Source organism: Nocardia nova, from assembly GCF_002933465.1.
In the GTDB taxonomy this organism is placed as follows: Bacteria; Actinomycetota; Actinomycetes; order Mycobacteriales; family Mycobacteriaceae; genus Nocardia; species Nocardia nova_B.
In genome coordinates this window covers 109,864-123,992 of the sequence record NZ_PSZE01000004.1, presented here as the reverse complement: position 1 = coordinate 123,992, position 14,129 = coordinate 109,864, and the positions used below count along the sequence as shown (strand labels likewise).

12 protein-coding genes, 1 tRNA gene and 1 pseudogene are annotated in these 14,129 nt (G+C 67.6%); 6 read left to right on the top strand and 8 right to left on the bottom strand.

The window, feature by feature from the left end:
* Window positions 1-65: 65 nt before the first annotated feature.
* Window positions 66-563 carry a DUF6764 family protein gene (locus tag C5E41_RS06680; RefSeq protein WP_258080794.1) on the bottom strand — a complete coding sequence of 166 codons (498 nt, stop codon included), beginning with the start codon at window positions 561-563 and terminating at the stop codon, window positions 66-68.
* 344 nt (window positions 564-907) lie between these two features.
* Between C5E41_RS06680 and C5E41_RS06675 the strand changes: the two genes are divergently transcribed.
* The 3 genes from C5E41_RS06675 to C5E41_RS06665 are packed head-to-tail and all read left to right on the top strand — an operon-like array spanning window position 908 to window position 4,528.
* The gene (locus C5E41_RS06675) at window positions 908-2,035 is read left to right on the top strand and encodes a polyprenyl synthetase family protein (RefSeq protein ID WP_308706090.1); all 1,128 of its coding nucleotides are present in this window, start codon (window positions 908-910) and stop codon (window positions 2,033-2,035) included.
* Window positions 2,036-2,046: 11 nt separating this feature from the next.
* Window positions 2,047-3,585: a phytoene desaturase family protein gene (crtI, locus tag C5E41_RS06670; RefSeq protein ID WP_104374957.1), complete on the top strand. Its 1,539-nt coding sequence runs from the start codon at window positions 2,047-2,049 to the stop codon at window positions 3,583-3,585.
* A 10-nt stretch (window positions 3,586-3,595) separates the two neighbouring features.
* Window positions 3,596-4,528 carry a phytoene/squalene synthase family protein gene (locus C5E41_RS06665; RefSeq protein ID WP_104374956.1) on the top strand — a complete coding sequence of 311 codons (933 nt, stop codon included), beginning with the start codon at window positions 3,596-3,598 and terminating at the stop codon, window positions 4,526-4,528.
* Here C5E41_RS06665 and C5E41_RS06660 read toward each other — a convergent pair.
* Genes C5E41_RS06660 through C5E41_RS06650 form a run of 3 tightly spaced genes read right to left on the bottom strand, consistent with a single transcriptional unit; the run spans window position 4,523 to window position 8,116 of the window.
* Window positions 4,523-5,995 carry an SDR family oxidoreductase gene (locus C5E41_RS06660; RefSeq protein WP_104374955.1) on the bottom strand — a complete coding sequence of 491 codons (1,473 nt, stop codon included), beginning with the start codon at window positions 5,993-5,995 and terminating at the stop codon, window positions 4,523-4,525. The two genes, C5E41_RS06665 and C5E41_RS06660, sit on opposite strands and share 6 nt — an antisense overlap.
* 24 nt (window positions 5,996-6,019) lie before the next feature.
* Window positions 6,020-7,357, bottom strand: a complete 1,338-nt coding sequence (locus C5E41_RS06655; protein WP_308706089.1) for a cryptochrome/photolyase family protein — start codon at window positions 7,355-7,357, stop codon at window positions 6,020-6,022.
* 48 nt (window positions 7,358-7,405) lie between these two features.
* Window positions 7,406-8,116 carry a lipocalin family protein gene (locus tag C5E41_RS06650; RefSeq protein WP_308706088.1) on the bottom strand — a complete coding sequence of 237 codons (711 nt, stop codon included), beginning with the start codon at window positions 8,114-8,116 and terminating at the stop codon, window positions 7,406-7,408.
* 210 nt (window positions 8,117-8,326) lie between these two features.
* Between C5E41_RS06650 and C5E41_RS06645 the strand changes: the two genes are divergently transcribed.
* Together C5E41_RS06645 and C5E41_RS36130 are read left to right on the top strand one after the other, a co-directional pair.
* Window positions 8,327-9,208: a MerR family transcriptional regulator gene (locus C5E41_RS06645; RefSeq protein ID WP_104375141.1), complete on the top strand. Its 882-nt coding sequence runs from the start codon at window positions 8,327-8,329 to the stop codon at window positions 9,206-9,208.
* A gap of 290 nt (window positions 9,209-9,498) precedes the next feature.
* A pseudogene (locus tag C5E41_RS36130) lies at window positions 9,499-9,752 on the top strand (SDR family oxidoreductase); the annotation flags it as partial.
* Between the two features lie 12 nt (window positions 9,753-9,764).
* Here C5E41_RS36130 and C5E41_RS06635 read toward each other — a convergent pair.
* The 3 genes from C5E41_RS06635 to C5E41_RS06625 all read right to left on the bottom strand — a co-directional run bounded on the left by C5E41_RS06635 (window position 9,765) and on the right by C5E41_RS06625 (window position 11,481).
* The gene (locus C5E41_RS06635; protein WP_104374952.1) at window positions 9,765-10,250 is read right to left on the bottom strand and encodes a hypothetical protein; all 486 of its coding nucleotides are present in this window, start codon (window positions 10,248-10,250) and stop codon (window positions 9,765-9,767) included.
* 213 nt (window positions 10,251-10,463) lie between these two features.
* Window positions 10,464-10,913 carry a Zn-ribbon domain-containing OB-fold protein gene (locus C5E41_RS06630; RefSeq protein ID WP_104374951.1) on the bottom strand — a complete coding sequence of 150 codons (450 nt, stop codon included), beginning with the start codon at window positions 10,911-10,913 and terminating at the stop codon, window positions 10,464-10,466.
* A 495-nt stretch (window positions 10,914-11,408) separates the two neighbouring features.
* Window positions 11,409-11,481, bottom strand: a tRNA-Asn gene (locus tag C5E41_RS06625).
* A gap of 293 nt (window positions 11,482-11,774) precedes the next feature.
* Here C5E41_RS06625 and C5E41_RS06620 point away from each other — a divergent pair.
* A complete protein-coding gene (locus tag C5E41_RS06620) occupies window positions 11,775-12,020 on the top strand; it encodes a hypothetical protein (RefSeq protein ID WP_036499775.1) in 246 nt (81 codons plus the stop codon).
* A 193-nt stretch (window positions 12,021-12,213) separates the two neighbouring features.
* Here the strand turns inward: C5E41_RS06620 and dnaG are convergent, their stop codons facing one another.
* Window positions 12,214-14,124, bottom strand: coding sequence for a DNA primase (gene dnaG, locus C5E41_RS06615; RefSeq protein WP_104374950.1), 1,911 nt, complete (start codon window positions 14,122-14,124; stop codon window positions 12,214-12,216).
* Between the last annotated feature and the right edge of the window lie 5 nt (window positions 14,125-14,129).

The window sequence follows — 14,129 nt, the reverse complement described above, 5'->3', positions numbered from 1 at the left end:
CCGGATCACTCGACGGCACCACACCCGTGCCGAACCTGCACGAGACCATTCGTGATGATGCGAGGTCACCGCATGGACAGGCAGCCCTGGAGGGTCTGGAAATCGCCCGCGAGACCGGGCCCGCCGCTGCACACCGGCGTCCCGACGCCGGAGACGGTGACCGTGGCACCCGGCCCGGCGATGCCGAGGGCCAGGCCGGGCCGGACCCCGCTCAGGTCGGCGGTCGCACCCGGCCCGACCGCGATCGCCGCGGGCCCCGACCACGGCCCCGACGTGGACCGGGCGATGCCACCGCCCTGCGCGATGGCCAGCGACAAACTCGTCGGCCCGGCATTCGCGGTGGCCGACCCGTTGATGCCGTAGGCGGCCGCCGCGCCTCCGGCGGTACTGGTGGCCGAACACGCGGCATCGGCACCCGTAGCGGCGACCGATGTGGCGCCCGGCGCCGGACAGCTGGTGGAGTCGGCTTGGGCCGGGGTGGCCAGTAACGCGGCCGAGGTCAAGGCGATACCACCGCCGGAAACGAGCGCGACCAGCGCGCGACGCGCGGAAGAACGAGACATGAGGCCTCCTCTGGTTGGTTCCATCCTCGGCCAGGGTACCCCGTAATTCGATGCATAAACGATGCATGTCGCTTTTTTCGTGAACCGACCGCAGCGGGACACCGCCGAACCGGCCCTACCTGGCACGAAGAGAATCCGCACCGCTCGCCGAGGCCACCGGGCACACATCCGGCCGTGGCAGACGACTTCCGCCCACAGTGCATCATTTATGCATCGTTTGCTGTAGCCTTGGAATCAGACGTCGAGGGAGGATCCACGGACGGGCCGGAATACGCGGTCTCGATCCCCGCCTCGGAGAGCCAGCCGGCACCCATATCGCTGCACCGCCGAACCGAGGAGTGGACGTGAGCGTCACCATCGACAATGCGCACCGATTGTGTTCCCCCGCACCAATTCTGGCCGATCACCCAGTGAATACGGTAGATGGTGTCGCGCGGTGGCGTACCGCGGTGCGGGATCGAGTCCTGACCGAACTGGACGCATTCCTGCGCGAGAACCGGATCGGCGCCGTTCAAGGGATCGCCATCGACGATATCGCCCGCCGATACGTCGCCGGCGGCAAATGCCTGCGATCGACATTCATGTACATCGGCTGGCTGTGTGGCGAGGCCCCCGACGCCGCCGCACTGCGAGCCGCCGCCGCGCTGGAACTGGTCCATGCGTTCGCGATGATTCAGGACGATGTGATGGACGAGTCGGCGCTGCGCCGCGGCGCGCCCACGGGGCATGTCACCTTCGCCGACGCACACCGGGACCTTCGAATGCCCGGCGACGCGGGTCGCTTCGGCGAGTCGGCGGCCGTGCTCCTCGGCGATATCTGCCTGGTCTGGGCGGACAAGATGCTGCGCGAGAGCGGGATTCGCCCCGACTGCCTGTACCGCGTGTGGCCGCGCTTCGACGAGATGCGCATCGAGCTGGCGGTGGGACAGTTCGGCGATCTACTCAACGACGTCCGCACGGAACCGGATTTCGGGCAGGTATTGGCGCTGGCACGCGCGAAATCCGGTAACTACACCGTGCGCCGGCCGCTCGAACTCGGCGCGGCGATGGCCGGATGCGACGAGTCGACCCTGTCGGCGCTGAGCCGGTACGGACGCGCCGTCGGCGAGGCATTCCAGATGCGCGACGACCTGCTGGGAGTGTTCGGAACCCCCGCTGCCACGGGCAAACCCGGTGACGGAGATCTGACTCAGCACAAGGCGACCACCGTGGTGATCGCCGCCCGGCAGCTCGCCGAACCCGCCGCGCGCCGCGAACTCGACACGCTGCTGTCCGCACCGGTCGTCGACGCCGGCGCCACCGACAGACTGCGCGCCCTGATCACCGAATCCGGAGCGCCCGCCCGGATCGAGGCGATGATCAGCGATCGCATCGGCGAGGCGCGGCGTACCACCGAGAGCGCGACCCTGCCCGAACCGATGCGCCGCGTACTCGACGGCATGGGACTCATCTGCGTCACCCGGCACCCCTGAGGAGGAAGATTATGCGCACGACCACTGGTCGCAGCGACCATATCGTCGTAGTCGGAGCGGGGCTGGCCGGACTGTCGGCGGCACTGCACCTGGCCGGCCGCGGTCGCAAAGTCACCGTGCTGGAACGTGATTCGGTCCCAGGCGGCCGCACCGGTCGCATCGATGTGGACGGCTACCGCCTCGATACCGGCCCCACCGTGCTGACGATGCCGCACCTGGTCGAGGAGACGTTCGCCGCGGTCGGCGAGCAGCTGGACGACCGCCTGTCGCTGGTGCCGGTGGATCCGGCCTATCGGGCCCATTTCTCCGACGGGCGTCATCTCGAGGTCCACAGCGACGCCGACCGCATGGCCGCGGCGATCACCGAGTTCGCCGGGGCCGGGCAGGCGGCGGGCTACCGGCGACTGCGCGGGTGGCTGACCCGGCTCTACCAGACCGAGTTCGACTCGTTCATCGCGGCTAATTTCGATTCGCCGCTCTCGGCGCTGCGTCCCTCGCTGGCCCGCCTGGCGGCGATGGGCGGATTCCGCCGCTGGGACCGTGCGGTCGCACAGCACATCGGCGATCCGGAATTGCGGCGCCTGTTCACCTTTCAAGCCTTGTACGCCGGAGTCGCGCCCAGCCGGGCGATAGCGGCATACGCGGTGATCGCCTATATGGACACGATTGCCGGCGTCTGGTTCCCGCGCGGCGGGATGCGAGCGCTGCCCGACGCGCTCGCCGCGGCGGCGCACGACGCCGGCGTCGAGATCCGCTACGACACCGCCGTGACAAGCCTGGACCGCACCGGATCCCGGATCCGCACGATCGTCACCGAGACCGGCGAGCGCATCCCGTGCGATGCGGTCGTGCTCACCACCGAGTTGTCCGACAGCTACCGGCTGACGGGCCATTCCCCGCGCCGCCCGCTGCGTCCCACCGCGGCGCCGTCCGCGGTCGTGCTGCACGTCGGTTGCGAGGCCATGCCCCAGGCGGCGCACCACCATCTGCTCTTCGGCCGCGCCTGGGACGAAGCCTTCGACGACATCATCGCTCGTGGCAGCGTCATGACCGATCCGTCGCTGCTGGTCACCAGGCCTACCGCGGGTGAGCCGAGCCTGGCTCCACCCGGACGCGACCTGCTCTACATCCTCGCTCCGGTACCGAATCTCGTTCGGGGACCGATCAATTGGGACCGGTTCGGCCCCGCCTACGCCGAGGAGGTTCTGACCACCGTCCAGGATCGCCTGCCGATCTCGCTGACCGATCCCCGGTTGCTCCACATCACCACTCCCGTCGACTGGGCCCGGCGCGGCATGCTGGCCGGAAGCCCGTTCGCATTGGCCCACACCGTCACTCAGACCGGCCCCTTCCGCCCGGCCAATATGATCCGCGGACTCGAGAACGTCGTGCTGGCGGGCGGCAGCACCGTGCCCGGTGTAGGCATACCCCCCGTGCTGATCTCCGGCCGGCTCGCCGCGGACCGCGTCACCGGACCGATGCCTTCTCCACGGCCCGCGCGCCGACGCGCTACGGCGCTGTCCACCCCGGCCGCCGCCATCGTCCGCTGATCGGAAACTCATGTCCCCCATCGCTTTCCTCGACAACGGCCGCACCGATACCCAGCTGCAGCGGTCCTATCGCGCCTGCCGGACGCTCAACGCCCGCCACGGCAAAACCTTCTTCCTCGCCACCCGGTTACTCGCCCCCGACCAGCGTCCGGCGATCCATGCGCTCTACGGCTTCGCCCGCCGCGCCGACGACATCCTCGACGACATCGATCCGAGCCGTCCCGTCACCGAGCGAGCGGCACGCCTGGACGCGCTGGCCGCGCAGTTCACCACCGAGGACACCGACGCCGACGCCGTCCTCCCGGCCGTACTGCACACGGCACACTCCTATCGCATCGCTCCGGCGCTGTTCGACTCGTTCCTGGAGTCGATGCGCATGGATCTCACCATCACCGACTATCCAGATCGGCGCGCGCTGGACCGCTACGTCTACGGTTCCGCCGAAGTCATCGGATTACAGGCATTGCCGGTGCTGGGCACGGTGTGCCCGATGGACGAGGCCGCCCCGTACGCCGCCGCGCTCGGAAAAGCCTTCCAACTGACCAACTTTCTGCGCGATGTGAACGAGGACCTGGTCCGGGACCGGGTGTATCTGCCCGCGGACGAACTCGCCGCATACGGCGTCGACCGTGACCTGCTGCTGTGGTGTCAGGCGCACCGCCGCACCGATCCCCGCGTCCGGCGCGCTCTGGTCGCCCAGCATGCGCACACCCGCGAAATCTACGACTACGCCCGCGCCGGTATCGCCCTGCTCGTGCCGCGGTCGCGGCCGTGCGTCACCACCGCGCTCACCCTCTATTCGGAAATTCTGGATCGCATCGAAAGCCTGGACTTCGACATCTTCGTGCATCGTGCCCGCGTCGGTATCCCACGGCGTGCCGCGGTGGGAAGCCGCGGTCTCGCCCACGCTCTCTGGTCCAGGCAGACACAGCCGGGGCTATGAAACCGGCTGAGCCGCAGCCTCTTCGGCCGCGCCCGTAATGTTGCGGGTCATCCCGCCGAAGATGAGCGCGTGGAAGGGAGCGATGGCCTTCCAGTACAGGTGACCGGCCAGACCGTGCGGGTCGAAGACGGCCCGCTGCCGGTAGACCGTGCCCCGCGCATCCGTGTCCGCGCTCAACTCCAGCCACGCCCGCCCCGGCACCCGCATCTCAGCGCGCAACACCAGGGTGTGCGGTCGTTCGATGCGTTCCACTCGCCACCAGTCCAGCGCCTCGCCCGCGTGCAGCCGATGCGGATCCCGTCTGCCGCGCCGCAATCCGACGCCGCCCGCCAGTCGATCGATCCAGCCGCGCAACGACCACGCCAGCGGAAACGAATACCAGCCGTATTCGCCACCGATGGATTCGATCACCGACCACAGGGTCGCCGGATCGGCCCGGGTATGGCGTTCTCGCACATCGACGTAGAGGGAACCGCCCGACCACGCGGGATCGGTGGGGAGCGGGGACGACGGTTCGGGACCGAGCTGATCGGCATCCGACCAGCGAGTGGGGACATCGAGGTCGCGGATACGCGTCAACGCCAATTCGACCGCGGTGCGGTAGTCGATCAATCCGCGCGCCGGATCGGGTATGTGCTCGGCGATCGCGTGATCCCCGCAGACCACGTCGTTGACCAGCGATTCCATCAGCGGCACCGCGATCGCCTTGGGGACCGGGGTAACGAGATTGACCCATTGTGCCGAGAGCCACGGCGTGAGAACCGGAACCGGGACGATCACGCGCCGCGGCAGCCGCGCCACTTCGGCGTAATCGCGCATCATCCGTTCGTAGGTGAGCACATCCGGACCGCCGATATCGAAAGCACCGCGCACATCCGGTGGCAGTTCGGCCGCCCGCGTCAGGTAGTACAGCACATCGCGCACCGCGATCGGCTGGATGCGGTTGCGCACCCACCGCGGCGTGACCATCACCGGCAGCCGTTCGGTGAGATACCGCAGCATTTCGAAACTGGCCGAACCGGATCCGATGATCACGGCAGCCTGCATCGCTATCGCCGGAACCGATCCCGCAAGCAGGATGCGTCCGACCTCGGCACGGGAGGACAGGTGCCGCGAGAGGCGCTGGCCGGGCGGGACGATACCGCCGAGGTACACGATCCGGCGTACCCCCGCCCGAGCCGCCTGCTCTGCCACCAGAGTCGCCGCGCGGCGGTCGACATCGTCGAAATCCGTTCGCGTCAGCGAATGCACCAGGTAGTAGAGCACATCCGCCTCGGCGCAGGCCGCGGCCACATCCTCGGCGCAGAGCACGTCACCGCGCAGGACTTCCACGCTGTCGCGCCAAGCGGCGTCGTCGAGTTTGGCCGGTGTGCGGGCCAGCACCCGCACCTCGTGACCCGCGGCCAGCAGCTCGGGCACCAGCCGGCCCCCGATGTAGCCGGTCGCACCGAACACCACACATCGCATACCGTCTCCTGATCACCGAATCGACTACATGCCGGGTACTTCCACGATCGGCGCCGGATAGGTCGCAACATCGACATCCTCGCGCCACGGCCGGTGCACCGACGCACCGGACAGGTGGGCGAGTTCGGGCAACCAGCGCCGTACATACGCACCCTCGGGGTCGAAACGGTTCGCCTGCCGCAGCGGATTGAGTGTGCGATTGGGGCGGGTGTCGGTTCCGGTCCCCGCGACCCACTGCCAGTTCATCTGATTGTTCGCCACATCCCCGTCGACCAGCCAGTATCGGAAATGGGCCGCGCCGATCCGCCAGTCCAACCGCAGCGTTTTGGCCAGGAACGATGCGGTGATCAGTCGCGCGCGTCCCGGCATCCACCCTTCGTCACGCAGTTGGCGCATCGGCGCGTCGACGATCGGGAAACCGGTGCGACCGTGCGTCCACGCCTCGAACGCCTGCTCATCCTTGCGGACCTCGACCGGTCCCGAACGGTAATCGGACCACGCCGCCGCGGGCCGGGCCGCCAGTACCTGATGATGAAAATCGCGCCAGGCCAATTGGCGGGCGAAACTGTGCGCGCCCGGATCCGACAGGTCCAAGCGCGACACCACTTCCGCGGCGGACAGGCATCCGAAGTGCAGATACGGCGAGAGATGCGAGGTGGCGTCGGCGGCGAGATCGTCGTTGGCATCCGCATACGCGGTGACCGGATCGGACAGCCAGCGGCACAGCATCTTTCGCCCCGTCGTCTCGCCGCCGACCCGCAGGTTCGGCGAAGCCCGTGCGGTGCGGAGCTTGTCGAGACCGGGTTGTTTCCCCTCCAGCGACGGCACGGTGAGATCTTTCGGCGGTGGCAGCGGACGCCGATGGCGCGCGGCTTCCCAGCGCCGGAAGTACGGCGTGAACACCGCGAAATGATCGCGTCCGGTGCTCGGCTCGATCGCATCGAGGTCCACGCTGGTCACCGTCGCGGCATGCGTATGCACGCGGCATCCGTGAGATTCGAGCCGGTCGCGCAGAGCCGATTCGCGGCGCTTGCCGTAATGGCTGACCTCGGCTGCGAGATGCACCGACTCCGCCTGCGACTGGGCGACGATCCGCTCCACCTCGTCGACGACCGTGCCGCGCCGAAGCACGAGATGGCCGCCGCGCGCACGCAATTCGCCGCCGAGTTCGTCCAGCGCGGCCGCGAGGAATCGCACCCGATTGGGCGCGGCCTCCGAGCCGGTGACCAACGATTCGTCCAGGACGAACAGTGGAACTACGGCATCGCCGGCACGCTGCGCCGCGGTCAGCATCGGATTGTCGTGCACCCGCAGGTCACGGGTGAACAAAGCTATCGCCACACCCATCGCTACCCTACTCACCTCCCATCACCGGACTCGCCATGGCTGGTACGTCGCATCGAGGCGAGCTCACAGCCGGCACAGCGGGGTAATGTCGCCGCGCCCACCGGTCACCGGCGAGGTCAGGTACAGGCACGGCTGCTCACCGGCGGCGACGATCGCCGCGACAACCAGGTTCCACTGGTCCGCGTCCAGCGCGGGCGTGCGAGACAAAACGAATCCGGAGATCCGGTAGGGGTCGGTGACGAGAGCCCAGGAGTAGTCCTGCCCGAGCGCGGTCACGATGTAGTTGGGCGGGCCGTCCAGGCTTTCCTGGGTCGGCACCCCGGGGAACGCGACGCGCAATTGTGCCCGGGTCACCGGATCGACAACGCGCGCCGCACCCCGGATGTCGTTGCCCGCACCCGACCACGTGGTACACGAATTGTGGACGGACACATCACCATTCGGCAGTGCCGCGTACTCGGCGCGCGTATCGCGGGCGCAGACGAGATTGAAAAACTGAGGAACCGCCGCGAGCTGATACCACGTTCCGACGTACCGGTTCAGATCGAGGAAGGGAACGGGAGCCGGTGCCGCTGCGGGCGTCGGACTCGCCCCGGCCGGTGCCGCGACGCCACCGAACACGACCGCCGCCAGGACGGCGGCACCGGCCAGCCGAGCCGGACGCATCGCTGCCGCAGCGAAGAGGACCAGCCGACGGGCACCACCGGCCGGCGTTCTCGTCATCTTTCCGTCGACGGCACCGGGCCGGTCTACCTGCGAGCGATGTTCGAGCACCTGCGACTCCTCTGTTCGATGAGTATGGGTTCGACAACACTGACGATCCTACAGTAATCGATGCATAATCGATGCATAATGGGAGTGTCGTCCCCACGCCTTGCCCTCCGTCCGCTACCTCCGTCCCCCACCGCGCGGGTGCCGCAGCACTGCGACCTCGAGCACTGCGACCTTGCGGTGCCCATGCCCGCGAAAGGCAGAATGATCGTCATGTCCGCTGATTCACCCCCCGACAACGACGCCACCGGATTCTCGGTACGCACCGTCGCGGAGCGCATCGGCATCCCCACCGCGACGCTGCGCAGTTGGAATCAGCGCTACGGCATCGGCCCCTCCCAGCATCGGCGCGGTCGCCACCGCCTGTACTCCGAGGCCGACATCGCCCGGCTCGAGCGCATGGTCGTGCTCGTCCGAGGCGGATCGAGCCCGGCGCGAGCGGCCGAGTCCGTGCGCGCACCACTGCCGGTCGCCGAAGACCACACATCACTGCTCGAGGCCGCCTTCGCCTCCGACCCCACAACACTGCAATCGTTGCTGCTGGCCCACATTCGCACGTTCGGCGTGGTCGACACCTGGGATCGCCTGTGCCGCCCGGCTTTCGCCGAGATCGTCGAGCGACAGGGCGCGGGTACCGGTTGCATCGACGTCGAACATCTACTGTCCTGGTGCATTACCGCCGCATTGCACCAGGCGGTCCCGCCGCCGGCCGACACGTCCGCAACGCCCGTGCTGCTCGCCTGCACCAGCGGTGAAGCGCACTCCCTGCCACTCGAGGTACTGCGCGCGGCACTCGCCGAACACGACGTCCCGGCCACTATGCTCGGCCCCAACGTTCCCACCCCGGCCCTCGGCGACGCCCTCGATCGCAGCACCTCGGAGTCGGTGGCGGTGCTGTGGTCCCAGCAGGAATCGACCGCCCTCCTCTCGGCCGTGCGTACGTGCGCCGAACGCGGCACCCGCGTCCTCTTGGCAGGCCCCGGGTGGGAGGACGTGCCCGCGCCGGACTCCGCCGAAATCGTCAAAGACCTCCAATCCGCGCTGACGGAGCTGACCGGCGTCCACCCGGCAGAGGTATCACCTCAACGACAGTGATCGGCGGCCGCGCAACCCCGCCCGGAGGGCGCGGCGAGATCAGCTCGGACCTTGTCGACTCGTGCAGGTGATGCTAATTTCCATGCACGAGAATCTCATTCTCGCGGCACCGGCAACTCGAAAGGCCGATCACGTGCGCATCAATTGATAGACCAGCGGGAAGATCGACGGTGAAAGAGGTGGGATTGCCGTGTGCGCCCGCCGATCTGTGGCTGTCGCGGTGACGCCAGTCGCAACGACGACAGTTGCGTGGCCACCGCCGAGGAGATCGCGCAGCGAACCGGCCGCGCCGCCCGTCGATCGTGCCCTACGCCGCCGCCGAGGCGGAGCTCAATGCCGCGGCCGAGGGCTTGGCCCTGGCATTCGGCCCGGACGTTCGAGTCGACACCCTGATGGCCGGGCCTTACCGCACCGATGCCACGGCCGGATGGACCTCGACAACCTCGGCCCGGACGACAACCCGTTCGCCGCCCACGGCCTCCAACGCATCAGCCGCCCCAGCGAAATCGTCGGAACCGCACTGTTTCTCGCCTCCGACGCCTCACGCGCGCACCGGTTACCGCTGCGGCGCATGACGAATGGCCGGACGGTCTTCCTCGTCGTCGTGAACGCGATTGCGTGTCAGAGCAAGTCCGGTACCCACGACACCGATGAGGGTCAGCGCGATGGCAATGCTCGACCAGCCGTCCTTGTGCCAGTACACGTCTTTCAGCGTGATCAGCAGGGCGGCCTCGTCCACGATCAGCGCCAGCGCGATACCCAGTGCCAGTCCCATCCAGGTGCGGGCACGATGACTGCGGTCGACCATGCCGAAAATGGCGACGCCGGCCAGCAGCACCAGTCCCCACAGGTAGTGGTGCAGATGTGTGCCGCCCGTGGACACATCGCCGAGATCGCTGGTGTCGATATGAATCAGCCAGGTCACCAGTCGGGCGCCACCGAAAGTGACGGTGAACGCGACCCAGGCCAGCACGATGCCCCGGCGAGATTCCTCGATCTGGTTCCATCGGCGCGGAAACCGTAAACGAGCAGGTTCAGTCATAGGACCGATATACCCCTACGGGGCACCGTCACACGGCGTCGACGAGCGGGCGAATGCGCAGGTGGAGCCATCGGCCGACCGCCCGGTTGCGTTTGCGCGCCCACACTGGACGTACTGGGACCCACGTGGCGCCGGAAGCAACCCCAGAACCCGTCATCGACGGAGCTGTCGCCGCCCAATTCCTCGCCCGACTAGCACTGGGCAATACGAGGTTCACCGGTGCGCTTGGGCTCGTCTATCGGAGGCAGTGAAAGTCACCGATTCGCGCCGGCGCTGCCTGTGCCGGCGATCAGCGCACACCTCGAAGACCGGAAACCTGTCGTCTTGCGGACGCGGCTGGAAATGCACACGCACCGGCCGATCCGAGAGCAGTGGCACCTCCCCCTCCAGCGAGGTGTAGACCCACGGACCCTCGTCGAGTTCGACGATCGCGACCGTCGACGGCGCCCCACCTGCACCGACACGGTCCACCACCCGCCACGACACGATCGAACCCGAACCCGACGACGGTACCCGTTCCAGGTCATCCGACGCACACGAGGAACACCCCGCGGTGAGCGGCGCGAACAACTTGTCACACTTCGCGCATCGCAGGATCATCAAGATCTCTTCCGTGGTCGTCGTGCCGGCATGAGACCTGTACTGAAGCTCGGGTGCAGACATCTAATCCTCCGCAAGGTGACCGATAGAACGCACTCCAGGCTCGTCACTGGCAGGCACCACAGCGACGGTAGAACTACGTGTCCGTATACCTATTTCTTGGAGACCGACTTGCCGAGTGACACGAATGTCAACCACTGTGGCAGCGGGTTCGGGAAGCTCTGGGCCTTCCCGACGACATCACGCCCTACACATTCCGCAAGTTCATCGCCTTCACCCTCGATGACGCGAAGATGTCCGCACGGGTCAACGTGCTCCAACATGCCGACCCGGCGATGACGCAACGGCGATACATGCGCCGCGGGAAGATCCATCACGAGGCGGCGGCGGTGATCAACGACGCGGTGCTGGGTGGGCTGCGGTCCCGGCTCGATGGGGGTACGGACGAAAATCGACGATCGGCGACTTTACGACGACTTTTCTACGAGCCGGAGGACCCTGGTACGAATTCGGCCCCTGACCGGAATGACATTCAATCTGGTCAGAGGCCGTTTTCTGCTCCCCCATCTGGACTCGAACCAGAAACCTGCCGATTAACAGTCGGCTGCTCTGCCAATTGAGCTATAGGGGATTGCTCCGGTCAGCCCGTGTGGGCCAGCCGAGCACAAACTTTAGCTTATGTCCGGTCCGCTCCCCAAATCGGCCCGGGAGCTGGGGAAATGCGGAACACAGCGGCGTGTCGGGGGGCGGACGAAGCGGCCGTGACTGCGGGCCCCGACCATGGAGTGTGGGTGGGGAATTCGAGAGCCCGGCAGGGGTCGGAAATTGTCGGTGGGGTCTGGCAAGGTGGTGCCGGATCGACAGTCCGGCTCGATGTCGGGCAGGATGTACGGCGCGGACAGCTACTGGGAGGAGCCCGAAAGAATGCTGCGGTTGATCATCGGCGTCGCAGCCGGTTATGTGCTGGGGGCCAAGGCGGGGCGGGCTCGCTACGAGCAGATCAGCAAGACCACCCGTGCTGTCGCCGCCAGCCCGGTCACCCGCAAGCTGGTTCAGGCCAGCCGCCAGAAGCTGTCGGACCGCCTCAATACCCAGCCGCGGCTCGAACCCATGGAGCCGATCGACGAGCGCACCACCGTCCTCGTTCCCCAGGACCAGCTCCGCCGCTGAGCCGCGATCTCGGTAACACGCTGGGGCGGGAGCGCCGGGCAGCGTGCCAGCGGTCGCGCCTACCTACCGGCCGGGCCGATCATCCCGAGCGCTGCGTCGGCCACCGAGCCCGCGCGCACCGCCGCGACGATCTCGGCGGTCAGTGCGGTTCCGGAGCGATGGAAAGAGGTCGATCTCATTCCGATTGGAATGATCAGGCCACGTTGAAATCATCCGAGTTGCCCATGGCCTGGGTGAGCAGGCTCTTGCGGTACTGCTCGAGGGCGACCAGATCGCCGAACAGGGCCATGTAATCGTCCGGCTGTTCGGTCGACGAGACCCGCTGCAGCTTCGACTTGAGCGCGGCGACCTGGCGCCCGACCCACGCCTCCTGCACCCGGGCCAGCACGCCGGAGATGAATCGGGGGAGATCGTCCATCGATTTCACCGGGAGGGGCTCGGCGGCCAGTTCGGAGACCAGTGCGCGCAGCATCAGATCGTCGGTGTGGTCGGCGACGCGCGAAACCCATTCCGCGCCACCGAGTCCCGCCGCGGTGCCACCGGCGGCGGCGAGCGCGGCGCGCACGGCGGCGTAGGCGGGATGAGTGAACGCTTCGGGCTCGAGGCTGTCGAAGATCGGTCCAGTGGTCGCCGGATACTGCAGGGCGGCGGCCAAAACCTGGCGCTGCGGCAGCAGCACCGGGTCTCCCGGATTCGGCCGGGCGGCGGCCGACTCCGCGACCGCTGTCGCGGTGGCTGCTTCGCGACCGGGCACGCCCTTCACCGGCTTGCCGCGGCGGGCATGGTCGCCGACCCGTCGCACCACCAGCTGGATGTCGTCCCAGCCGACCCACCCGGCCAGCTTCGTGGCATACGCCTTGCGCAGCGCGTTGTCCTTGATCTGCGCCACCACGGGCACCGCGCGCCGCAGCGCCTCCACCTGTCCTTCGGGAGTGTCGAGGTTGTGGTCGGCGAGCAGGCCGCGAATCACGAACTCGTACAACGGGACCCGCCGGGCCACCAGATCGCGGACCGCCCCGTCGCCGGAACGCTGACGCAATTCACACGGATCCTGCCCGTCGGGCGCGACCGCGATATACGTCTGCCCGGCCAGTTTCTGGTCACCGGAAAAGGCCTTCAGTGCCGCGGCCTGGCCGGCGGCGTCACCGTCGAAGGTGTAGATGATCTCGCCGCGCCAGAAATTGTCGTCCATCAGCAACCGGCGCAGCATCGACAGGTGCTCGTCGCCGAAGGCGGTGCCACAGGAGGCGACCGCGGTCGTCACACCCGCCAGATGCATGGCCATCACATCGGTGTAGCCCTCGACCACCACCGCCTGATGGCTCTTGGCGATCTCCCGCTTGGCGTGGTCGAGCCCGAACAGCACCTGAGACTTCTTGTACAACACCGTTTCCGGCGTATTGATGTACTTGGCGGTCATCTGGTCGTCGTCGAACAGGCGCCGCGCGCCGAAGCCGATGACGTCGCCGCTCAGATTCCGGATCGGCCACAGCAGCCGGCGGTGGAACCGGTCGATGGGGCCGTGGCGGCCGGGCTTGGACAGCCCCGCCGCCTCCAGCTCCTTGATGTCGAAACCCTTGCGCAGCAGGTATTTCGTCAGCGTGTCCCAGCCGGCCGGGGCGTAACCGCAGCCGAAATGCCGCGCGGCGTTGGCATCGAAATTGCGGTCCGTGAGGTACTTGCGAGCCACCTCCGCACCCGGTTCGCGCAGTTGCGCCTGATAGAACTCGTGCGCGGCCGCATTGGCGGCGACCAGCCGGGAACGGGTGCCCCGGTCGCGCTGCACCGAGGTCCCGCCGCCCTCGTAGTTGATCGTGTAGCCGATCCGGTCGGCCAGCTGCTCGACCGCCTCGACGAATCCGACGTGCTCGATCTTCTGCAGAAACGCGAACACATCGCCGCTCTCACCGCAGCCGAAGCAGTGGAAGTGGCTGTGATTCGGCCGCACGTGGAACGACGGCGACTTCTCGTCGTGGAACGGGCACAACCCCTTCAGCGAGTCCGCACCGGCCCGCTTGAGCGACACATATTCACCGACGACATCCTCGATGCGTACGCGTTCACGTATTGCCGCGATATCGCGATCCGGAAGTCGACCTGCCACGGCAT